At 73.0% G+C, this 20,274-nt stretch carries 19 protein-coding genes and 1 pseudogene; 9 read left to right on the forward strand and 11 right to left on the reverse strand.

From position 1 onward, the window contains the following. Positions 1-227 precede the first annotated feature (227 nt). Together ACFXMG_RS17530 and ACFXMG_RS17535 are read left to right on the forward strand one after the other, a co-directional pair. On the forward strand, positions 228-2,117 hold the full coding sequence (locus ACFXMG_RS17530) for a hypothetical protein (RefSeq protein WP_383825881.1): 1,890 nt from the start codon (positions 228-230) through the stop codon (positions 2,115-2,117). Positions 2,118-2,201: 84 nt separating this feature from the next. Next, a complete protein-coding gene (locus tag ACFXMG_RS17535; protein WP_383825878.1) occupies positions 2,202-3,650 on the forward strand; it encodes a trehalose-6-phosphate synthase in 1,449 nt (482 codons plus the stop codon). On the opposite strand, the gene ACFXMG_RS17540 is transcribed toward ACFXMG_RS17535, so the two are convergent. Then, complete coding sequence (locus ACFXMG_RS17540; RefSeq protein ID WP_383825875.1) at positions 3,647-3,994, reverse strand: winged helix-turn-helix transcriptional regulator; 348 nt, start codon at positions 3,992-3,994, stop codon at positions 3,647-3,649. The two genes, ACFXMG_RS17535 and ACFXMG_RS17540, sit on opposite strands and share 4 nt — an antisense overlap. 95 nt (positions 3,995-4,089) lie before the next feature. Between ACFXMG_RS17540 and ACFXMG_RS17545 the strand changes: the two genes are divergently transcribed. Further along, positions 4,090-4,974: an NAD(P)-dependent oxidoreductase gene (locus ACFXMG_RS17545; RefSeq protein ID WP_383825873.1), complete on the forward strand. Its 885-nt coding sequence runs from the start codon at positions 4,090-4,092 to the stop codon at positions 4,972-4,974. A gap of 17 nt (positions 4,975-4,991) precedes the next feature. Here the strand turns inward: ACFXMG_RS17545 and ACFXMG_RS17550 are convergent, their stop codons facing one another. From ACFXMG_RS17550 to ACFXMG_RS17570, 5 genes are read right to left on the reverse strand one after another with little or no spacing between them, the layout of a single operon-like run. After that, positions 4,992-5,708 (reverse strand): hypothetical protein, encoded by a 717-nt coding sequence (locus ACFXMG_RS17550; protein WP_383825871.1) that lies wholly within the window; start codon positions 5,706-5,708, stop codon positions 4,992-4,994. 16 nt (positions 5,709-5,724) lie between these two features. Next, positions 5,725-6,399, reverse strand: a complete 675-nt coding sequence (locus ACFXMG_RS17555; protein WP_383825868.1) for a pentapeptide repeat-containing protein — start codon at positions 6,397-6,399, stop codon at positions 5,725-5,727. A gap of 35 nt (positions 6,400-6,434) precedes the next feature. Beyond that, entirely contained in the window at positions 6,435-6,620 is a 186-nt protein-coding gene (amcA, locus tag ACFXMG_RS17560; RefSeq protein WP_383825865.1) for a multiple cyclophane-containing RiPP AmcA, read from the reverse strand. After that, a complete protein-coding gene (gene amcB / locus ACFXMG_RS17565; protein ID WP_383825862.1) occupies positions 6,598-7,953 on the reverse strand; it encodes a cyclophane-forming radical SAM peptide maturase AmcB in 1,356 nt (451 codons plus the stop codon). The genes amcA and amcB overlap by 23 nt, the downstream gene beginning before the upstream one ends. Next, positions 7,950-8,123 (reverse strand): hypothetical protein, encoded by a 174-nt coding sequence (locus tag ACFXMG_RS17570; RefSeq protein WP_384119865.1) that lies wholly within the window; start codon positions 8,121-8,123, stop codon positions 7,950-7,952. Before ACFXMG_RS17570 ends, amcB begins: the two co-directional genes overlap by 4 nt. Before the next feature lie 458 nt (positions 8,124-8,581). Here ACFXMG_RS17570 and ACFXMG_RS17575 point away from each other — a divergent pair. Together ACFXMG_RS17575 and ACFXMG_RS17580 are read left to right on the forward strand one after the other, a co-directional pair. Then, positions 8,582-9,540: pseudogene (locus ACFXMG_RS17575) on the forward strand (hypothetical protein). Next, positions 9,537-10,097, forward strand: a complete 561-nt coding sequence (locus ACFXMG_RS17580) for a GNAT family N-acetyltransferase (RefSeq protein WP_383825857.1) — start codon at positions 9,537-9,539, stop codon at positions 10,095-10,097. Before ACFXMG_RS17575 ends, ACFXMG_RS17580 begins: the two are co-directional and overlap by 4 nt. Before the next feature lie 379 nt (positions 10,098-10,476). Here ACFXMG_RS17580 and otsB read toward each other — a convergent pair whose 3' ends face one another. The 3 genes from otsB to ACFXMG_RS17595 form a co-directional block, all read right to left on the reverse strand. Beyond that, positions 10,477-11,319, reverse strand: coding sequence for a trehalose-phosphatase (gene otsB, locus ACFXMG_RS17585; RefSeq protein WP_383825854.1), 843 nt, complete (start codon positions 11,317-11,319; stop codon positions 10,477-10,479). 63 nt (positions 11,320-11,382) lie between these two features. Then, positions 11,383-11,652 carry a DUF3263 domain-containing protein gene (locus ACFXMG_RS17590; RefSeq protein ID WP_383825851.1) on the reverse strand — a complete coding sequence of 90 codons (270 nt, stop codon included), beginning with the start codon at positions 11,650-11,652 and terminating at the stop codon, positions 11,383-11,385. 33 nt (positions 11,653-11,685) lie between these two features. Then, on the reverse strand, positions 11,686-12,969 hold the full coding sequence (locus tag ACFXMG_RS17595) for an ABC transporter substrate-binding protein (protein ID WP_383825848.1): 1,284 nt from the start codon (positions 12,967-12,969) through the stop codon (positions 11,686-11,688). Between the two features lie 230 nt (positions 12,970-13,199). Here ACFXMG_RS17595 and ACFXMG_RS17600 point away from each other — a divergent pair, with 230 nt between their 5' ends. The 3 genes from ACFXMG_RS17600 (at position 13,200) to ACFXMG_RS17610 (ending at position 16,475) form a co-directional block, all read left to right on the forward strand. Continuing rightward, the gene (locus tag ACFXMG_RS17600) at positions 13,200-14,150 is read left to right on the forward strand and encodes an ROK family protein (RefSeq protein ID WP_383825845.1); all 951 of its coding nucleotides are present in this window, start codon (positions 13,200-13,202) and stop codon (positions 14,148-14,150) included. After that, entirely contained in the window at positions 14,150-15,358 is a 1,209-nt protein-coding gene (nagA, locus tag ACFXMG_RS17605) for an N-acetylglucosamine-6-phosphate deacetylase (protein WP_383825842.1), read from the forward strand. Before ACFXMG_RS17600 ends, nagA begins: the two co-directional genes overlap by 1 nt. A 187-nt stretch (positions 15,359-15,545) precedes the next feature. Then, entirely contained in the window at positions 15,546-16,475 is a 930-nt protein-coding gene (locus tag ACFXMG_RS17610; protein ID WP_383825840.1) for a 1-phosphofructokinase family hexose kinase, read from the forward strand. Between the two features lie 64 nt (positions 16,476-16,539). On the opposite strand, the gene ACFXMG_RS17615 is transcribed toward ACFXMG_RS17610, so the two are convergent. Both ACFXMG_RS17615 and cdgB read right to left on the reverse strand, forming a co-directional pair. Continuing rightward, positions 16,540-17,514, reverse strand: coding sequence for a carbohydrate-binding protein (locus ACFXMG_RS17615; RefSeq protein WP_383825837.1), 975 nt, complete (start codon positions 17,512-17,514; stop codon positions 16,540-16,542). An 84-nt stretch (positions 17,515-17,598) separates the two neighbouring features. Continuing rightward, complete coding sequence (gene cdgB, locus ACFXMG_RS17620; RefSeq protein WP_383825835.1) at positions 17,599-19,371, reverse strand: diguanylate cyclase CdgB; 1,773 nt, start codon at positions 19,369-19,371, stop codon at positions 17,599-17,601. Positions 19,372-19,710: 339 nt separating this feature from the next. Between cdgB and ACFXMG_RS17625 the strand changes: the two genes are divergently transcribed. Then, positions 19,711-20,274: a flavin reductase family protein gene (locus ACFXMG_RS17625; RefSeq protein ID WP_383825832.1), complete on the forward strand. Its 564-nt coding sequence runs from the start codon at positions 19,711-19,713 to the stop codon at positions 20,272-20,274.

The raw sequence follows: 20,274 nt of genomic DNA on the forward strand, positions 1-20,274 counted from the left end.
ACTCCCGCGCGGGGGAGGCGCACGGCCGCGTGGCGTAAGGCCGCCCGCACGGGTACGAGACCGCCGCGTGGCGCGACTCCCGCGACGGGGGCGGGCGCACGGCCGCGTGGCGCGACTCCCGCGACGGGGCGGCGCACCGCCGCGTGGCGTAACGCTCGCACGGAGTACGCGCACGGCTGCGTGGCGTAACGTCCGTAGATGATGGGCTTTGCCTACATTGCCCTTTTATGCGCTTCGTACGATCTCACCCCTCCCGCGTGCTCGCGGCGGCGCTGCTCGCCGCGGGCACGCTCTCGCTGACGGGGGCCGGACCGGCCGCCGCCGACGTCGTCGAACCCTTCGGGCAGCGGTACCAGGAGTCCCTGTACGGCGACTTCGCCACGATCGGCAACACCGTCATGGGCTGCCCGACGGCCCCCGCCGACCTGGCCGCCCGCTGCGCCACCGCCACGAAGGGCGAGGGCCGCGACAACAACAACACCTTCGTCATGCGGCGCCTGGACACCGCCGGCACCGGCGACACCCACGGCTCCAGCACCGGCCGGGTCCGGATCCCGAAGGGCGCCGAGGTGGCCTACGCCCGGCTCTACTGGGGCGGCAACGACGGCACCTACCGGGGCCCCAGCGGGGCGCAACTGAAGCGCTGCGACATCTCCGGCGCCGACGTGGAGCCCTCCCCCGGCGACCCGGCGACCACGGCGCCGCTGCTCTCGGTCGGGGGGAAGGCCGCCGCGCCGGTCTCGATCGACAGCCTGGTCGTCGACCCGGCCGACACCAGCGGGCCGCACTACTACACGGGCGAGTCGGACGTGACCGCCGCCTTCGCGGGCGTGGCGGGGCAGGACGCGCCGGTGGCGATCGGGGTGAGCGGGGTGTGGGCGCCGAACGGCAAGGGCTGCGTCGGCGGCTGGTCCCTGACCGTCGTCCACCGCTTCCCGGGCCCCGACCCGGTCAAGGCGCCCGAGCGGCGCAGCGTCCACGTCTACGGCGGGCACGTCCTCCAGCGCTCGACCTCCCCGGCGACGACGGTCACGGTCGACGGCTTCCACCGCTCCCCGGGGAAGGCGCGGGCGAGCGTCACGGCGTACGAGGGCGACTGGAACACGCCCGGCGACAAGTTCCTGGTGGACGGGAAGAACGTCACCGAGGCCCACACGGGCAACACCAACAACTTCTTCATCAGCGAGGACGACGGCGCGGTCTCCCCCGACCTCACCAACAACCTGTCCATCGACGCGAAGGAGTTCGACGTCCCCGAGGGCGCGATCCCGGCGGGCGCGACCTCCGCCGACCTGACCTTCTCCACCAACGGCGACACCTACGTGCCCTCCGGGCTCGCCTTCTCGGTGCCGGTGCCGGACCTGGAGGTCACCAAGACGGCGACCCCGCGCACGGTGGAGCCGGGCGACACCCTCACGTACACGATCACCGCGAAGAACATCAGCGGGCTCGACTACCCGAACGCCTCCTTCGCCGACGACCTGACCGACACCCTCGACGACGCCGACTACGCGGGCGACGCCAAGGCGGACCTCGGCGAGGTGACGTACAAGAAGCCGCGGATCGGCTGGACCGGTGACATCCCGGCCGGGAAGACGGCCACGGTGACGTACTCGGTGAAGGTGAAGGACCCGGCCACCGGCGACGGGAAGCTCCGCAACGCCGTCGAGGTGACCTCCCCGCGCTCCAACTGCGGCGAGGGCAGCGAGGACCCGGCGTGCGCGGTGACCCCGGAGCTGGAGACCCCGGCCCCGAGCCCGTCCCCGTCCAGCCCGACGCCGACCCCGAGCCCCTCCACCACCGCCCCCACCGCGTCCCCCTCCGTGGACCCGACCCCCGAGCCCACGGACCCGACCCCCTCGCCGTCCGTGACCACCACCACGACCCCCGCGCCGACCGCCTCCACGGCCGCCCCGGCCCCCGGCCCCGGCCACGGCGGCAACGCCGGCGGCGGCGGGAACTCCAGCGGGAGCGGGGGCAGCGGCGGCGACGGCGGCTCGATGGCCGAGACCGGCAGCGACGGAGAGCGCCTGTGGCTGCTCGGCGCGCTCGCGCTGGTCCTCGCGGCGACGGGCCTGGTCGCGAAGGCGGCGATGCGCGGCCGGCGGACCCGCTAGCGGCACGGTCGGCCGCCCGTATCCGGCCGACCGCTGACCGTATACGTACGTTTGAGCGTTTACGGGACGGGCTAGGTTCGCCACATGGCTTCCGTACTCGTGGCATCCAACCGAGGGCCCGTCTCGTACACGCTCGGTGACGACGGCACGCTCTCCTCCCGCAGGGGCGGCGGCGGCCTCGTCTCCGGCCTGAGCGCCGTGGACTCGCAGGACAGCCTGTGGGTGTGCGCGGCGCTCGGCGACGGCGACCGGGAGGCCGTCCGGCGCGGGGTCGCCGAGCCCGGGGTGCGGATGCTCGACATCGACCCGGAGGTGTACGCCGACGCGTACAACGGCATCGCGAACTCGGTGCTGTGGTTCCTCCACCACCACCTGTACGACATCCCCCGCGAGCCCGTCTTCGATGCGGCCTTCCGCCGCCGCTGGGCCTCCTACCGCGCCTACAACCGCGCCTTCGCCGAGACCCTGGCCGCCGAGGCCGCCGAGGGCGCGGCGGTCCTGGTGCAGGACTACCACCTGGCGCTGGTCCCCGGGATGCTCCGCGAGCTGCGCCCCGACCTCAGGATCGGGCACTTCACGCACACCCCGTGGGTCTCCTCCGAGTACCTGCGGATGGTGCCGGACGACATCGTCGAGGAGCTGCTGTGGGGCATGCTCGGCGCCGACGAGCTCGGTTTCCACACCTGGGGATGGGCCGGGAACTTCATCGGCTGCTGCTCCCGGCGCGACGACCCCACCGGCACGGCCCAGGGCGTCTGGCCGAGCGGCGACCCGTGGTACGGCGTGGAGTGGCGCCGGTACGCCACGGGGAAGGGCCGCACCCGCGTCCAGGTGTACGCGCTCGGCGTCGACGGCGACGACCTGCGGGCCCTCGCCCACCGGCCCCAGGTGGACGACCGGCTGGCCCGGCTCCGCGAGGAGGTCGGCGGACGGAAGACCATCGTCCGCGTCGACCGCACCGAGCTGTCGAAGAACATCCTGCGCGGCCTGCTCGCCTACCGGGAGCTGCTGACCGTCCACCCCGAGTGGCGCGAAAGGGTCGTCCACCTGGCCTCCGCCTACCCGTCCCGGCAGGACCTGGAGTCCTACCGGTCGTACACGGCCGACGTCGTCGCGCTGGCCGAGGAGATCAACGCGGAGTTCGGCACGACAGGCTGGCAGCCGGTCCTGGTCTCGGTCGAGGACGACTTCACCCGCTCCCTCGCCGCCTACCGCCTCGCCGACGTGGCGCTGGTCAACCCGGTCCGGGACGGCATGAACCTGGTGGCGAAGGAGATACCCGTGGTCTCCGACGCGGGCTGCGCCCTGGTCCTGTCGACCGGCGCGGGCGCCCACCGCGAGCTGCGGGACGACGCCCTCACCGTCGACCCCTACGACGTCTCCGGCACCGCCGAGGCCCTGCACGAGGCCCTGACCATGCCGGACGACGAACGGGCCGCCCGCACCCGCCGGCTCGCCGAGGCGGCCACCGCCCTCCCCCCGCAGCGCTGGTTCCTCGACCAGCTGGACGCCCTACGCAACCCGAAGGACTAGGAGACTCCCTCCGGGCCCCGCTCCCGGCCCCAGGCCGCGAGCGGTTCCAGGGCGTCGTTGAGCCGGATCCCGTCCTTGGTGAGGCCGTACTCGACGCGCGGGGGCACCTCGTCGTACGAGACGCGGCGGACGATCCCGTCCGCCTCCATCTCCCGCAGGTGCGAGGCGAGGACCTTCTCGGTGATGCCCGGCACCATCCGGCGCAGCTCGCCGAACCGCCGCTCCGGGCCCTCGTGGAGCGCCCACAGGATGAGCACCTTCCACTTGCCGCCGATGACCTCCATCGCGGTGTCGATGCCGCAGACGTGCCCGTCCTCGTCCCCCGGCCGGTTCAGCGTCGCCATGTGCCACCCTCCTGACCTGCTCGCTCACCCCAGGGTAACCACCCACTCCGAAGTGGGTACTTGAGCGCTCAACGGCCGGGTCGCAGGCTGGTCCCATGAACACGACGACCTCGCGGAAGACCCCCGTCACCCTCCTCGGCCTCGGCGCCATGGGCACCGCCCTCGCCCGCACCTGGCTCGCCGCCGGGCACCCCGTCACCGTCTGGAACCGCACGGCCGCCCGCGCGGAGGCGCTGGCCGCCGAGGGCGCGTCGGTCGCGGCGAGCGCCGCCGACGCCGTCGCCGCGAACGGCCTGGTGATCGTCTGCCTCCTCGACGACGCCTCCGTCGGCGTGGCCCTCGACGCCACCGACCTGACCGGCAAGGACCTCGTCAACCTCACCACCACGACCCCCGCCCAGGCCCGCGACCGCGCCGCCTGGGCCACCGCCCGCGGCGCCCGCTACCTGGACGGCGGCATCATGGCCGTCCCGCCGATGATCGGCGTCCCCGAGGCCGGCGGCTACGTCTTCTACAGCGGCTCGACCGACCTGTTCGACCTCCACCGCGACACCCTCGCCGTCCCGGCCGGCACCCGCTTCGTCGGTACGGACCCGGGCCACGCGGCCCTCCACGACGTGGCCCTGCTCAGCGCCATGTACGGCATGTTCGCCGGCACCGCCCACGCCTTCGCCCTGATCCGCAACGAGGACATCGACCCGGTCGCCTTCGCCCCCCTCCTCGCCGAATGGATCACCGCCATGGCCACCCCGTCCATCACCCAGACGGCAGCCCAACTGAAGACCGGCGACTACACCACCGACGTCGTCAGCAACCTCGGCATGCAAACCGCCGGCACCCCCACCTTCCTGGCCACCGCCACCCAGCAAGGCGTAAGCCCCGAACTGATCGCCCCCTACTTCACCCTCATGCACCGCCGCCTCACCCAAGGCTCCCCGGAAGAAGACCTGACGGGCGTGGTGGACCTGCTGCTCAAGTAGGGCGGCTCCGCGCGGTGTCAGACGAGTGACGGCAGCACCTGTCGATCCCAGTGCCCGAGCCAGAAGGCCATGGCGGACGGCTCACGCCGCCCCTCGGTCGAGCCGTCGTGGAGGAGGTACTCGGTGGGGGCGATGTACCCCTCTCCGGGGGCCAGCCGGATCCTGACGCATCGGACGGGACGGCCGGAGGCGACGTACACGCGGTAGTCGTCGGTGTGCGGATGCCGCCGCCGGTAGGAGTCGGGGTGCACGGCACGGCACACGGCCTGCGCGTCGACGGTCCCGAGGACGATGTACCGGTCGCCGGGGCCGAGGTTGAGCGCGAGCCGTCGCCGGCCCGACGCCTTCCGGTCGTAGGGGAGCTTGTCCCAGTTGTCGAGGTGGAGGCCGATCAGGCGGCCGCCCCTGTGATGGCCGGTGGTGGTGCGCATCCCGGGTCCGGCCAGGGCTTGCCCCAGGTACTCGGCACGCGCGTCGCCCAACGGCTTCGCCAGGTCGCCGAGGACCGGGCCGACCGGAGCCGGGGGCCGCACGATCTCCACGACGGTGCTGGACGGCGCCCCGGCGGCAGCGGTCAGCCCCCGCCCGGCCTCCTCGGTCAGCGGCTGCCAGGGACCGGACGGAACCACGGCCCCGTCCTCGTACTCCGCCGCGTCCGCGCTCACGCGGACCGCCGCGACTTCGGTGCGTGCGCGCAGGGCGTCCAGGTCGTCGAAGGCGAGGTGCAGGGGCACGGGAGTCCTCCCGGGGTCAGTCGTCACCGAGGGAGATGCCGAGTTCGCCGACCAGGGCGTGGGCGAGGTCGGCCTGCTGGGCGTGGTCGATGCGGATCCTGCTCAGGTGGGCGACGCCTCGGAGCGCCGACAGGTCGTTGCCGCGCAGGTCCATGTCCCGGTAGCGGCCGGTGCCGAACTCCGTGAGCCTGAGGGCGCAGTCCGAGAACACCGCGTCGGACAGGTCGCAGTCGCTGAACACGGCCTCGGTGAAGGCGCAGCCCGCGAAGGCCAACGGCCCGGTGGCACGGACCCTGTCGAAGCTCGCGTAGTCGAACTTGCAGCCCTCGAACAGCACGTCGTCGAGCACCAGCCCGTCCAGCGCGGCGCCCATCAGCTTGCAGTCGCGGAACACGACGCGGGTGAGTCTGCCCCCGCTCCACCGCGCCGAGCCGAGGTCGCTGCCGCTCAGCTCCACCCCGTGCAGGTTCAGCGCCTCGAACGCGACGCGCCGGGAGCGGACGCCGGTGATGCGGCCGGTGACGAGCCGGGTGTCCGCCAGATCGAGCGAGCGCAGCTCCACCTCCCCGAACGCAAAGTCCTGCACGATGCCACGCGCGTTGTCGAGGCTGTCGACGTTCGAGAGATAGAGACCGGGCTCGTCCAGGTCCGGGGTGGTCACGGTGACGTGCCCGAAGACGCGCGTGGCCATGGCGGTGCTCCGTTCCTTCGTGGTGTCGGTGTGGGCTAGGACCTGTTGTTCCAGTTGTCCCAGGTGGGGCGGTTGTCGAACGCCGGAGTGGGGTTGTCCCAGGTGGGGCGGTTGTCGAAGGCCGCGAGGGGCCGCGTTCCCGCGAGCTCCACGAGGGACCGGAAACCCTGGGGCGAGTCCATCACAAGGGCGGTGGCGTCAGTGGGAATGTGCGCGGACATGGCGCGTTACTCCTTCCAGAAGGGCGATCTTGGCGGTGGTGCAGTACCGGGTCCTGGTCCCGTCCATCCGTCCCTGGTGCTCGAAGTACCGGTTGGCGGGGTGGCCTCCTCCGCAGAAGGCGAAGGAGGGGCACGTGGCGCGGCACGCGTCCACGCCGTCCCAGAACTCGGTGATCCAGGGGGTGCGTTCCTCCGCGTCGGCGACGAGAACCCCGAGGCCGACGTCGAGGACGTTGCCGGTGGTGAAGTCGCCGAACCGGTCGTCGGTGAACCCGGCCAGCTCGGGGGAGAGCATGACCACGCCGCCGTCGTGGGCGACGGTGGGCAGGGGATCCCACGGGGCGGCTGCCGGAAGCGTGGCGGTCCCCCGGCCCTGGAGGACCGCGCCGGCGAAGTCCGCCACGCGCTGGACCTCCCGCAGCCGTACGACCGGGTCGGCCCGCCAGGCATCGGCGAGCGCGGCCCAGAACTCGGCCGCGCGCCCGGCATCGGTCTCGCGTACGGAGAGGTTGGCGCCCTCCTCCTCTTCGACGTTCACGCCGAGGGTGGTCACTCCGAGCCCGGCGAAGAACTCGTAGAACCGGGCGGCGTCGGCCGGGTCGGGATCGGACACGACCGCGATGGCGGAGAAGGGGATCCCGTGACGGCGCAGACGGTCGATGCCGCGCATCGCCGGACGGAATCCGGGCCGCCCCGCCAGGGTCACCCGACGGGTGTTCATGTCCGCGGGCCCGTCGATGCTGACTCCCACGGCGACACCGTGCTCCGACAGGAACGCGCACCAGGCGTCGTCGACGAGGACCGCGTTCGTCTGCACGGAGTGCTTCACCCCTGTGAAGGGGGCCATGAGCGCCGCCAGGTGCTCCCGTCCGGTGGCCAGGGGCTCGCCTCCGCGCCAGACGACCTCGAAGGCCGGGTCGTCGGCCGCCCACGCGTTGACCGAATCGGCCACGGCCCTCGCGACGTCCACCGCCATCACCCGCTTCTCCTTCCGGAAGGGCAGGTAGCAGTAGGCGCAGTCCATCGGCAGGCACTGCGTCGTCGGCTGCATGATCACCGCACGGGGTACGGACGCGAGCCGCGCGGTCCCACTCGGGCGCGCCCGCTCCTCCACGAGGGTGGAAGGTCCGGCGCACGGCCTCACATTGGCGACGGCGGTCGACCACTCCACGCCGGACGGGGGACGGATGTGCGCGACACCGACCACCCGACCGCCGTCGTGCACCTCCTGGGTGACCGCCATGAGCTCCCCCTCGCTCCCGGAAGCGATGTCCCGCACCCGGCACCCGAGCCACTCGTGCCCCACGTACCCGCCGTGGTCGGCCCGGGTCACGTCTCGACCTCCTCGTCGACGTGCTCGCCGAAGAAACGGTCGAGGAACCGCTGCCACCCCTCGGCCCCCCGCTCACGCAGCTCCCGACTCGGAACGCCGTACTCCAGCCCCGCGCCGTCCTGCTCCTGTCCGCTCACCCCTGGCATGCGGTGAGGAAGTGAACTGTCCATCACTTGCTCCTGTGGTCGACGTGCGACCAGTCAACGGCCGGCGCGCGTCGTGGAACAGGAAAGGTCACTGCCCGGCGCACGCGATGCGACCGGAAGACTTTGCGTGCTCTTTGCGACTGCTCTGGCTCGGAGAATGGGCCGGTACTACGTTCTGTGTCGTGGCAGTCAACGCCGTGTTGAAGCAGCGGATGGCCGACTTAGGTCTCACGCAGGAGGAGTTGGCAGGCCGGATGAACACCGCCCTGCTCACGATCACCGGCAGGCCCGGCGATGTGTCGGACAGGACCGTACGGAATCTGATCAGCGGCGCCACCCGCCGTCCGATCGGCCGTACGCGCAGGGCACTGGAGGCGGTGTTCAGCTGCCCGCTGAGAGATCTGGGGTTCGAATCCCCCCGCACCACACCCCCGCCGGAGGACCCAGTGGAACGCCGCCAGTTCATCACAGCCGGGACCGCACTGGCCCTCACCTCCACGACCCCGGCCATCGGTGCGCCCCGGCGGATCGGTGTCAGCGACGTCGAACGCCTCCACCGCAGGTTCGCGGACATCATCGCCAAGGACCACCGCCACGGCGGCCGGCTCGTCATCGAGCACAAGGCCGTGGCCCTCTCGGACGAAGCGCCTCCCTCCAGGGGGTCGGCAGCGCCGGCCAGCGCATCAGGAAGCAGGTCTACGCCGCGGCTGCCGCGTTCCGGTCCTCCGCGATGTGGGCCGCCATCGACGGACGGCGTTTCGACGACGCCGCCCAGCACATGCGGGTCGCACAGCAGCTCGCCGAAATGGCCGGGGACCCGTACATCAAGTTCCGCATCTGGTCCCACGCGGGGACGATGTACCGGCACATGGGGCGCCCGGCCGACGCACTCGCGGCCAACGACGTGGCCCGCAAGCTCGGCATCACCCGCCAGGACCCCATGTTCGCCTCCCTGGGCCTGGCCAGGCAGGGCGCGATCTACGGAGCGGCCGGCGACGCCACGGCCGCCCGCCGCGCCTTCCACCAGTCACAGGACGCCCTGCTGCGCGCCGAGCCGGATGCCCCGCGGCCCGTATGGCTGAACGCCTTCTACGACCAGGCCGAACTCGACAGTCTCGCCCTGTCCGCGTACCTCTCCCTCGGCGACTTCGAGCGGGCAGAGGCCCATGGACACCGTTCCCTCGCGGTCCTGCGCCCCCACATGCAGCGGTCCAAGGCCATCGCCACGACTCGTGTCGCACGGGCCCAGCTCGAACAGGGGGATGTGGAAGCCGCCCTGACGAGCGCCATGTCCGTCCCGGCCGACGCCGCGACCCTTCACCCCCGCGTCGTGGGGATGCTCCGCGCCTTCGGCAGCCGTCTGGACGCCGCCGCTCCCGGCACCGCCTTCGCCCACACCTGGACCCAGTACACCCGCGACACCTGGAGGCAGCCCGCATGATCCCCCGGCTCCACCGCTACACGAGCACGCCCACGGACGTCGAGCAGGTCGTCGCACCGCTGATCGCGGTGTACGCGGAGGTGCGCGAGCCGCTGCTCCACCTGCCGAACTACGCGGTGCCGACGTTCACCGAACGCCTGGAGCGCCACGGAAGGGAGCCGGGGTTCGGTGCGGTGCTGGCGTTCGACGCCGAGGACCGGCCGGTCGGCTACGCGTACGGGAACACCGTGGAGAGCGGTGACCGGTGGTGGCAGCGGATGGGCGACGTAGACCCCCGTTTCACCACGTCTCCGGCCCTGGCCCTCAAGGAGATCGGCGTGACGGGGCCCTACCGGGGCACCGGACTGGCGCGGCGCATCCACGACGCGCTGCTCGCCGATCGAACCGAGGCGTACGTGTCGCTCATGGTCAACGCGTCGGCCGGCGACGGAAAGGTCCAGCGGGTCTACGAGACCTGGGGATACCAGGTGATCGGCACGAGCCGGCCGTCCCCCGCTTCGCCCGTGCTCGCCGCGATGATCCGGCCGACCACCACGGGCACCACGCGCGCCGGTTAGCGGTCCGCCGTCGCTCAACCGGCGCTGTCGTCACCACCGTCGATGACAGTCAGCCCGGGGGCCTTCCCGGTGTACGCCACCCTCGTCGCGCGGATCCCTCCGCCGCCGTCGGCCGAGGCCGGTGTCTTCGAGGGAGGTCGCTTGTCGCGGGCTGAGGTCCGGGCGGGTTTCACGGAGCTGCTGCGGTCGGAGGCGTACCAAGGCGGGAACGGGCGCGCGAGGAGGGGCGCCTGCCCGGGGCGTACGGGCTCCGCCTTGCCCCGTACCGCTCCCGCCGCCCGGCCCGGACGGCGCGGGTTCCAGCGCCGGGTGGGTCGGGGCGACGGCAGCAAGAGCGGTAGCGCCGTACACGGGGCGTGAAGGCGCCGCGGATGGGCGCTCAGGGCTCCCGTACCGCCTCCGCGAGGGTCGTGAGGAGGGCTACCACGCCTGGGGGGCCGGGGACCGACAGGTCGGCTCGGTGGGACAGTTCGGGGGCTTCGGTGGAGCCGGAGCAGACGAGGAGGCCGGGGAGGCCGTTGGCTCGTAGCTTCTCGACGGCGGCGAAGGCGGGCAGGTCGCCCAGGTCGTCGCCCGCGTACAGCACGGAGCGCGCGGCCTTCTCGCGTACGAACTCCGCCAGCGCGACGCCCTTGTCCATGCCCGGGGGGCGTAGCTCCAGGACGAGGCGGCCCGGCTCCAGGACGAGGCCGTGGGCGGCGGCCAGGTCGGCGAGCGGGCCCTTGAGGGCCTCGAAGGCGCCCTGGGGGTCCTGGGCACGGCGGGTGTGGACGGCGACCGCGCGGCCCTTCTCCTCGATCCAGACGCCGGGCCAGGCGCCGTGCCGGTCGAGGAAGCCGGGGAGTTCGGCGCGGACGGAGGCGACCCCGGGGTGCGGGGCTGCGGCCGTGACCGTGCCGGTGGCGGCGTCCCAGCGCTCGGCGCCGTAGTGGCCGAGGACGGTGAGGTGGTCGAGGCCGGGGACGCCGGCGAAGCCGCCGTGGCGGACGGCGACCCCGGCGGGGCGGCCGGTCACGATGACCACGGCCGCCAGGTGCGGGGCGAGGGCGGCGAGCGCGGGGACGGCGCCGGGATGGGCGCGGGCCCGCTCGGGGTCGGGGACGATCTCGGCGAGCGTCCCGTCGAAGTCGAGGGCGACGACGGCCTCGGAAGGGCGCGCGAGGAGCGCGTCCAGGCCGTCGCGGCCGGCGGGTGTGGCCGGGTGCGGAAGGCTGCTGACCATGCTGCCGACCCTACCGACGCGGGCGCGCCCCGTCAGCGTGGCCGGACTCACCTCGCGGAGGGTTTAGCGCCGCCGTTCCTTCTCCTCGCGGACCCGGCGCAGCCGGTTGACCGTGACGGGGTCGTGCGCGAGGGCCCGCGGATCGTCGAGCAGGGCGTTGAGCAGTTGGTAGTAACGGGTCGGGCTCAGCCCGAGCCCCTCGCGAACGGCCCGCTCCTTGGCCCCCGGGCCGGGCCAGGACCGCCGCTCGACGGCGAGCACGGCCCGCTCCCGCTCCCCGAGCCCGCCACCGTCGCCCGTCTCGGCACCACCGCCCGCAGCCTCTTCGCTCATACGCTCAACCTATTACCCCGCCCATGCCCCCGCTCACTCCGCCGCCTCGGCCGCCGTCGCCGTGCGGGAGATGGCGGCCAGCACGTCGGCGGGGCGGCCGGTGGGGGTGACGGCCTTGCCTATGTCCTGCTTGATGGTCTCGCTGACCTTGGCCCAGGAGGTCTTGCCGACCGGGGGGAGCTGGGCGGTGGGGAGGGTCTTCAGGAACTGGCGGAGGCCGGCGTGTTCGGGGGCGGTCTCCATGCGGGTGGAGGCGGTGACGGTGACGGGCAGGAGGTCGTTGTCGCCGGCGAACTTCAGCACGTTCTCGTCGCTGAAGACGAAGTCGAGGAAGGTGCCGATCTCCTTGCGGTGCCCGTTCTCCTTGAAGCCCATGATCCAGTCGGCGACGCCCATGGAGGTCCTGGCCGGGCCGTCGACGCCGGGCAGCGGGGTCTGGCCGACCTTGACGCCCTGCTTGGCGGCCTCCTGGACGAGGGAGGGGTGGCCGTTGAGCATGCCGACCTCGCCGCGCGCGAAGGCGGCGAAGGCGGCCTTGCGGTTGAGCTTTCCGGGGGCGATGGGGCCGGTGAGGCCCGGGCCGACCAGCTCGTCCTTGAGCCAGGTGAAGGTCTCGACGTTGGCCTCGGAGGCGATCGCGTACCGGTCGGATTCGTCGGTCCAGCCGCCGCCCCCGGCGAACAGCCACATCAGGGACTCGGCCTGTGCCTCCTCCGGTCCGAGGGGCAGCGCGAAGGGGGTCCGGACGCCCTCCTCCTTGAGCTTCTTCGCGGCCTCGGCGAGCTCGTCCCAGCTGGTGGGCGGCTTGAGCCCGGCCTTCTCGAAGAGGTCGGCGTTGTAGAAGAGGGGGCGCGTGGAGGCGACGAACGGCAGACCGTACTGGGTGCGGTTGTTCTCGCCGGCCTTGGCGAGCGCCGGGAGGAAGTTGGCCTGCACGGGGATGGTGAGGAGCTCGTCGGCCGAGTAGAGCTGCCCGGCGGCCGCGTAGTCGGCGTAGGCGCCGATCTGGGCGACGTCGGGGGCCTGGCCCGCCTTCACCATCTCGGCGACCTTGCGGTCGACGTCGTCCCAGGACTCGATCTGGACCTGGACCTTGATCCCCGGGTGCCCGGCCTGGAAGGCGGCGACGAGGTCGTCCCAGTACTTCTTGGTGGTGTTGCCGCCGGTGAGGTCGTAGTCGGCGGCGACCAGGCGCAGGGTCACGTCGCCTCCGTCACCGCCGAGGGTGCCGCAGCCGGCGACCGTCGCGGTCAGGCCCAGGGCGGCGGCGGCCGCGGTCAGTCCAAGGAATCGTCGCCGCTCCACGGCTTCATCCACCTTTTGCTCGTCGTTGAGCAGCAGTGAGCTGCACATACATCGGGGCAGGGGCCGAAAGTCTCCCCCACCCCCGGGCAAGAGGTCTACACCAGTTGGGTACCACTTCCGCAACCACGGGGGGACCTTCGCCACAAACTCCCCACACCTGGGGACCCGAATTTGTATCCGAGCGCAACAATCCTCAGCAGTGGACTAGACCTTTTGGGCGATCTCGCGCGAGACTGTCTCCCGTGAGACACGTCATCGCCCTGGATGTGGGCGGCACCGGCATGAAGGCCGCCCTCGTCGGGGCGGACGGCACCCTGCTCCACGAGGCCCGCCGCGCCACCGGGCGCGACCGCGGACCCGAGGCCGTCGTCGAGACGATCCTCGCCTTCGCCGAGGACCTCCGCGCCCTCGGCGAGGAGCGGTACGGAGAGCCCGCCGCGGCCGCCGGAGTCGCCGTGCCCGGCATCGTCGACGCCGACCGCGGCATCGCCGTCTACGCCGCCAACCTCGGCTGGCGCGACCTCCCCCTCCGCGCCCTCCTCAGCGAACGCCTCGGCGGCCTCCCCGTCGCCCTCGGCCACGACGTGCGCACCGGCGGCCTCGCCGAGGGCCGCATCGGCGCGGGCAACGGCGCCGACCGCTTCCTCTTCGTGCCCCTCGGCACCGGCATCGCCGGCGCCATCGGCATCGGCGACCGCATCGAGGCCGGCGCCCACGGCTACGCCGGCGAGATCGGCCACATCGTCGTCCGCCCCGGCGGCACCGACTGCGGCTGCGGCCAGCGCGGCTGCCTGGAGCGGTACGCCTCCGCCTCCGCCGTCTCCCTCGCCTGGGCCGAGGCGTCCGGCGACCCCGACGCGGACGCCGCCGACTGCGCCAAGGCGGTCGAGTCCGGCGACGCCCTCGCCGTACGGATCTGGCAGGAGGCGGTGGACGCGCTCGCCGACGGCCTGGTCACCGCCCTCACCCTGCTGGACCCGCGCACCCTCATCATCGGTGGCGGTCTGGCCGAGGCCGGGGAAACCTTGTTCACACCCCTTCGGGCCGCGGTGGAGGAACGAGTGACCTTCCAGAAGCTGCCCGTCATCGTCCCGGCGGCCCTCGGGGACACCGCCGGATGCCTGGGCGCGGGCCTCCTCGCCTGGGACCTGCTCGCCGACCAGCGCCCCACCGACTCGGAGGTTTCCGTCTGATGTCCGATCACAAGGTTCTCGCCGGCGCACGCGTCGTGCTGCCCACCGGGATCATCGAGAACGGACGCGTGATCGTCGACGGCGCCCGCATCGCGGATGGGGGTATCTCCCCGTCCGAGCGGAGCCGAGGACGAGGGGGAGCCCCCGAGGACGCCCCCGTCCTGGACCTCACCGGCCACTGGCTCGTCCCGGGCTTCGTCGACATGCACAACCACGGCGGCGGCGGCGCCTCCTTCACCTCCGGCAGCGTCGAGGACGTCCTCAAGGGCGTCCACACCCACCGGCTGCACGGCACCACCACCGTCGTCGCCTCCTTCGTCACCGGCGACATGGACTTCCTCACCGCGCGCGCCGGACTCCTCTCCGAGCTCGCCGAGCAGGGCGAGATCGCCGGCCTCCACTTCGAGGGCCCGTTCATCTCCCCCTGCCGCAAGGGCGCCCACGACGAGACCCTGCTGCGCGACCCGCACCCGGCCGAGGTCCTCAAGCTGATCGACGCCGCCCGCGGCCGGGCCAAGATGGTCACCCTCGCCACCGAGCTGCCCGGCGGCCTCGACTCCGTACGCCTCCTCGCCGAGCACGGCGTCATCGCCGCCATCGGCCACACCGACGCCAGCTACGAGCAGACCGTCGAGGCCATCGACGCGGGCGCCACGGTCGCCACGCACCTCTACAACGCGATGCCCGCGCTCGGGCACCGCGCGCCCGGCCCGATCGCCGCCCTCCTGGAGGACGAGCGGATCACCGTCGAGCTCATCAACGACGGCACCCACCTCCACCCGGCCGCCCTGGAGCTCGCCTTCCACCACGCCGGCGCCGAGCGCGTCGCCTTCATCACCGACGCCATGGACGCGGCCGGCTTCGGCGACGGGCGCTACATGCTCGGCCCGCTGGAGGTCGAGGTGAAGGACAGCGTGGCCCGCCTCGTCGAGGGCGGCTCCATCGCCGGCTCCACCCTCACCCTGGACCGCGCCTTCAAGCGCGCCGCCACCGTCGACCGCCTCCCCGTCGACTCCGTCGTCCAGGCCATCTCCGCCAACCCGGCCCGCCTCCTCGGCGTCTACGACCGGGTCGGCTCCCTGGAGCCCGGCAAGGACGCCGACATCGTCGTCCTCGACGCCGACTTCGACGTGAAGGGCGTCATGCGGAAGGGCGAGTGGATCGTCGCCCCGCAGGGAGTCCCCACCCGGGTGCCGCAGAACGCCTGATCAGAACGCCTGATCAGAGCACCTGACCAGAGCACCTGACCAGAGCGCCTGACCAGAGGGTGTGACAGACCGCCCGATCAGGGCGGAAAGGGGACGGCGGACGGTCCGGGGTCTGGGCCGATCGCCGTTCCTTTGGCATGATCGCGGCTGTCTCCACAGGTCTTACCGGAAGTACGGGGGTGGACAGGTGATTCTCACGGTCACCCTCAACACGGCACTCGACCTCACCTACGAGGTACCCGCCCTCGTCCCGCACGCCAGCCACCGCGTCGCCCGCAGCGCCGAGCGCCCCGGCGGCAAGGGCGTCAACGTGGCCCGGGTGCTGGCGGCCCTCGGGCACGAGACCGTCGTGACCGGTTTCGCCGGCGGCCCCACCGGCGACCGGCTCCGCGAGCTCCTCGCCCCGGTCCTCCGGCTGACCGACGCGCTGGTCCGCACCGAGGCGCCCACCCGCCGCACGCTCGCCGTCGTCGACACCGGCGCGGGCGACACCACCCAGTTCAACGAGGCGGGCGCCGCCGTCACCCCCGAGGAGTGGGCGGACTTCCGCGGCCGGTACGCGGAGCTGCTCACCGGCGCCGCGGTCGTCGCCCTCTGCGGCAGCCTCCCGCCCGGCGTCCACGTCGGCGCCTACGCCGAGCTGGTCCGCGCCGCCCGCGCGGCCGGGGTCCCGGTGCTCCTGGACACCAGCGGCGAACCGCTCCGCCGGGGCATCGCCGCCCGCCCCGACCTGGTGAAGCCCAACGCCGGCGAGCTGGCCGGACTCACCGGCTCCCGCGACCCGCGCCGCGCCACCCTGGACGCCCGCCGCCGCGGCGCCCACGCGGTGGTCACCTCCCTGGGCCCCGACGGCCTCCTCGCCGCCACCCCGGACGGCCTCTGGCGCGCGACCCCGCCCGCCCCCGTCCACGGCAACCCCACCGGAGCGGGCGATTCCGCCGTCGCCGCCCTCCTGGCGGGCCACGCCGACGACACCCCCTGGCCCACTCGCCTGGCCGAAGCCGTGGCCCTCTCCGCCGCGACGGTCGCCTCCCCGGTGGCGGGCGAGTTCGACCCCGCCACCTACGAGACCCTCCTCCCGAAGGTCACGGTCACCCACGAGGCCGACACCCCCTGACACGCGAACGGCCCCGGGCGGTGAGGTCCACCACCCGGGGCCGAAGTCGTTCAGAAGGCCGGGGTCAGCTGCCGACCTTGCCCGCCACCAGGTAGACCTGGTCGATGATCGCGCCGCAGGCGTTGCCCTCTTCGCAGGAGATCTTGAGGGAGTTGCTGCCCTTGTTCAGGGTGGCGTAGCCGTAGGTGGTGGTCCACCCCTTCTCCCAGTCGCCCTCCGCCGCGAGGGCGTAGTTCTTCATGTTGATGTTGTAGGGCTGGCCGGCGTTCACCGTGAGCATCGCGTTCGCGTCCTTGCCGGGCACGCTGTAGGCGATCTTGAGCGTGTAGTCGCCGGACTCCGGCACGTCGACCGTCCAGCTCGCGGAGCCGCCGACGCCGTTGAGCGCCACGTAGGCGCCGCCCGGGCCCTTGGCGCCCTTGATGTCCTTGCCCACCGTGGCCATGCCGCCGAGCTGGAGCGTCGCCGCGTCCTGCTTGGGGAGTTCGGCCGGCGTGGGGTCGGTGCTGGGCTCGCCGGAGGGGGTGGTCTCCTGGCTCGGGGTGGCCGGGGCCGTGGCGGAGGTGGGGCCGCCGCCCGCTTCCGGGGTCTTCTTGTCGTCGCCCAGGTTGCCGATGACCGCCGCCGCGATGCCTGCCACGACGACCGCGACGACCGCGACCGCGCCGATCAGCAGGCCCTTGGTGTTGGGGCCGCGACCGCCGCCGCGCGGGGCGGGCGGGGGCGGGGTCTGCCGCGGGGGCTGCCCGTTCCCGTAGGTCTCGGGCGCCGCGTACTGCGGGTGCGGCTGGCCGTACGGCGCCTGCTGCTGCGGCGGCACGTACGGCTGGGCCGGCGGCTGCCCGTACTGGCGCTCGCCGACCGTCCTGACCTGGTTGTACGAGGTGCGCGGCACTCCCGGCTGCGCGGGTGCGGGACCCGGGTAGCCGTAGCCTCCGCCCTGGGGGGCGCGGCCCGCCGCTGCCTGGCCGTCGGCGTACAGATAGCCGAACGGATCATCGTCCTCGGGCTTGTTCGCGCCGTCGTTTCCGGCAGCCATCCGGGTCTTCCTCTCCATGCTCGCCAGCCGTCGCCGACCCGGCGAGCCTACCCCGAACGAATGAAGACCCCGAGCCGGGAACGATCATCCGGCCCGGCGGTGCACCTTGGCACGGGACCGTTTCTCCACGTACATCCGCTGGTCGGCGGAGTTCAGGACCTCTTCGACGCTCATCCCGCACTCGGCCCAGCCGATGCCGAAACTGGCCCCGACGCGGACCGCCCGGCCGTCCACCCGGATGGGCGGGATGATCGCGTTCCGCAGCCGGACGGCGAGGTCGGCGGCGTCGGCGGCGCCCAGTCCGTCGGCGAGGACGACGAACTCGTCACCACCGAGACGGGCGACGGTGTCACCGTCCCGGACGCCGGTGGTGAGCCTGCGGGCCACCTCGATGAGGACGGCGTCGCCGGTGTGGTGCCCGAAGCGGTCGTTGATCGACTTGAAGCCGTCGAGGTCGCAGAAGAGGACGGCGAGCCCCTTGGTGCCGTCGTCGCCGTCGCCGCCGCCGGTCGGCGCGACCATGTGCACATGGTGGTCGTACGCCCCGCCGCCGGCCGGTTCGAAGCCGAAGCCGTGCTCGTGCTCGTGGCCGTACTCGTAGCCCCCGCCCCCGTCGTACCTCGCCTCGTACGTGCCCTCGTACGTCCCTTCGTACGTCGCCTCGTACGTCGCCTCGTAGGCCCCTTCGTACGCGACGGGCAGCGGGTCGGGGGCGTGGCCGAAACCGGCGTCGAGGCCGGGCCCGGGGCCCTGGTAGGCGGCGGCGGAGTCGGCGGGGCGCTCGCAGAGCCGGGCGGAGAGCCGGGAGCGCAGCTCGGCGCTGTTGGGCAGGCCGGTGAGGGCGTCGTGGGAGGCGCGGTGGGCGAGCTGGAGCTCGTGCCGCTTGCGCTCCTCGATGTCCTCGACGTGGGTGAGGAGGAAGCGGGGTCCGTCGGCGGTGTCGGCGACCACCGAGTTCCGCAGCGAGACCCAGACGTAGGTGCCGTCGCGCCGGCCGAGCCGCAGCTCGGCGCGCCCGCCCTCGGCGGAGGTACGGAGCAGGGTGCCGATGTCCTCGGGGTGGACGAGGTCGGCGAAGGAGTAGCGGCGCATCACGGAGGCGGGGCGGCCAAGGAGGCGACAGAGGGCGTCGTTGGTCCGGAGGAGCCGGCCGTGCTGGTCGCCGCCGAGCTCGGCGATGGCCATGCCGGAGGGGGCGTACTCGAACGCCTGCCGGAAGGACTCCTCGCTGGCGCGCAGGGCCTGCTGCTCGCGCTCCAGGCGGACGAGGGCGCGCTGCATGTTGGAGCGGAGCCGGGCGTTGCTGATCGCGATGGCGGACTGGGAGGCGTACATCTGGAGGGCTTCCTGCCCCCAGGGTCCCGGGTGCCGCCCGTTGCGCGGACGGTCGACGGATATGACGCCGAGGAGTTCCCTGCCCGTACCGGACGCGAACATCGGGGCGTAGAGGCGGTCGTGGGGGTGCCACTCGTCCTCGAAGCGGGGGGCGGGGCCGTCGGTGTGCCACTGCGGCACGTCGTCGTCCATCAGGACCCAGCCCTCGGTGTGCGGTATGAACCGCAGGTCACCCCAGGGGACGGCCATGCCGAGGCGGCGCTCCCACGCCTCGCGCGAGCCGACGCGGCCGGTGATGAGGGCCTCGGCGGCGGGGTCTCCGGCGAAGGCGGCGACGACCAGGTCACCGTCGGGCCGGACCAGGTTCACGCAGGCCAGCTGGTAGTTGAGGCCGGCGACGACGCCGTCGGCGACGGTCTGAAGGGTGTCCGCGAGGCTGCGGGCGGTGTTGAGGTCCGCCACGACCTGATGCAGCTGCCGCAGGGTCGAGAGACGGACGTAAGGCTCCGACTCGGTCTCCATCGCTCGCTCTCCCCGAGACCTCGACAGCAACTCCAGGGTTCTCATCGGCTTCGTGCGTACTGTCCCTGCCACTGAATCACAGCGAGCTCCGCAGCCGGTACACAGGGTCAGCAAATACTGCTCTCTGTGACTCAAGTCACAGCATTGCGTGGCGAGATCCGGCGGGTCGGTGGTGACCGACGGACCCCCGGTGCCCCCGGTACCCAGCGGGGGTACGACTCCGAGGGCGGCGGCGGCCGGGCCGGGGTCCGGGGCCGGGGGTCCTAGGACCCGGGCCGGGCGGTGGTCTGGTCCCCGGGCCCGATGCGGGGCGCGCGGGGCCGGGGCTAGCGTGCCGGTGTGCTACAGAAGACCCCGCCCTCGCCGCCCGTCACGGACCTCGCCATCCCTCATGCTGAGGGGGTGAGCGACGACGAGTTCCGGGCGGCCATGTCCCGCCTCGCGGCCGGTGTGGTCCTGGTGACCGCGCACGACCCCGACGACGGCCCGCGCGGCGAGGACGTCGGCATGACGGCCACCGCCTTCCTCTCCGTCTCACTCGACCCGCCACTGGTCCTGGTGAGCCTGCGCAACGGCTCCCGCATGGACGACCTCCTGGAGGAGGTCCCGGTCTGGGCGGTGTCGGTGCTGGCCGAGGGCCAGCGGCACATCGCCGGCCGCTTCGCGATGAAGGGCCGCGTCTCGGACCGCCTCCTCTTCGCCGACCTGCCCTCCACCCGCGGCGAGGAGAGCGGGGCGCCGCTGCTCGACGGGGCGCTCGCCACGCTGGAGTGCCGCACGGAGAGCCGCGTGGTGGCGGGCGACCACACCCTGGTCGTCGGCCGCGTCCTGAAGGTCTCCCTCCCCGCCCCGGACGCCGCACCCCTCACGTACTTCCGCGGCAAGTACCGCCACCTGGGCTGA

This window comes from Streptomyces sp. NPDC059201 (assembly GCF_042754585.1).
Taxonomy (GTDB): Bacteria; Actinomycetota; Actinomycetes; order Streptomycetales; family Streptomycetaceae; genus Streptomyces.

What these genes read in the sequence shown, in the direction of transcription:
- ACFXMG_RS17530 (WP_383825881.1), top strand. Translation starts at nt 228, where the DNA reads ATGCGCTTCGTACGATCTCACCCCTCCCGCGTGCTCGCGGCGGCGCTG.
- ACFXMG_RS17535 (WP_383825878.1), top strand. Translation starts at nt 2,202, where the DNA reads ATGGCTTCCGTACTCGTGGCATCCAACCGAGGGCCCGTCTCGTACACG.
- ACFXMG_RS17540 (WP_383825875.1), bottom strand. Translation starts at nt 3,994, where the DNA reads ATGGCGACGCTGAACCGGCCGGGGGACGAGGACGGGCACGTCTGCGGC.
- ACFXMG_RS17545 (WP_383825873.1), top strand. Translation starts at nt 4,090, where the DNA reads ATGAACACGACGACCTCGCGGAAGACCCCCGTCACCCTCCTCGGCCTC.
- ACFXMG_RS17555 (WP_383825868.1), bottom strand. Translation starts at nt 6,399, where the DNA reads ATGGCCACGCGCGTCTTCGGGCACGTCACCGTGACCACCCCGGACCTG.
- amcA (WP_383825865.1), bottom strand. Translation starts at nt 6,620, where the DNA reads ATGTCCGCGCACATTCCCACTGACGCCACCGCCCTTGTGATGGACTCG.
- ACFXMG_RS17570 (WP_384119865.1), bottom strand. Translation starts at nt 8,123, where the DNA reads ATGGACAGTTCACTTCCTCACCGCATGCCAGGGGTGAGCGGACAGGAG.
- ACFXMG_RS17580 (WP_383825857.1), top strand. Translation starts at nt 9,537, where the DNA reads ATGATCCCCCGGCTCCACCGCTACACGAGCACGCCCACGGACGTCGAG.
- otsB (WP_383825854.1), bottom strand. Translation starts at nt 11,319, where the DNA reads ATGGTCAGCAGCCTTCCGCACCCGGCCACACCCGCCGGCCGCGACGGC.
- ACFXMG_RS17590 (WP_383825851.1), bottom strand. Translation starts at nt 11,652, where the DNA reads ATGAGCGAAGAGGCTGCGGGCGGTGGTGCCGAGACGGGCGACGGTGGC.
- nagA (WP_383825842.1), top strand. Translation starts at nt 14,150, where the DNA reads ATGTCCGATCACAAGGTTCTCGCCGGCGCACGCGTCGTGCTGCCCACC.
- ACFXMG_RS17615 (WP_383825837.1), bottom strand. Translation starts at nt 17,514, where the DNA reads ATGGCTGCCGGAAACGACGGCGCGAACAAGCCCGAGGACGATGATCCG.
- cdgB (WP_383825835.1), bottom strand. Translation starts at nt 19,371, where the DNA reads ATGGAGACCGAGTCGGAGCCTTACGTCCGTCTCTCGACCCTGCGGCAG.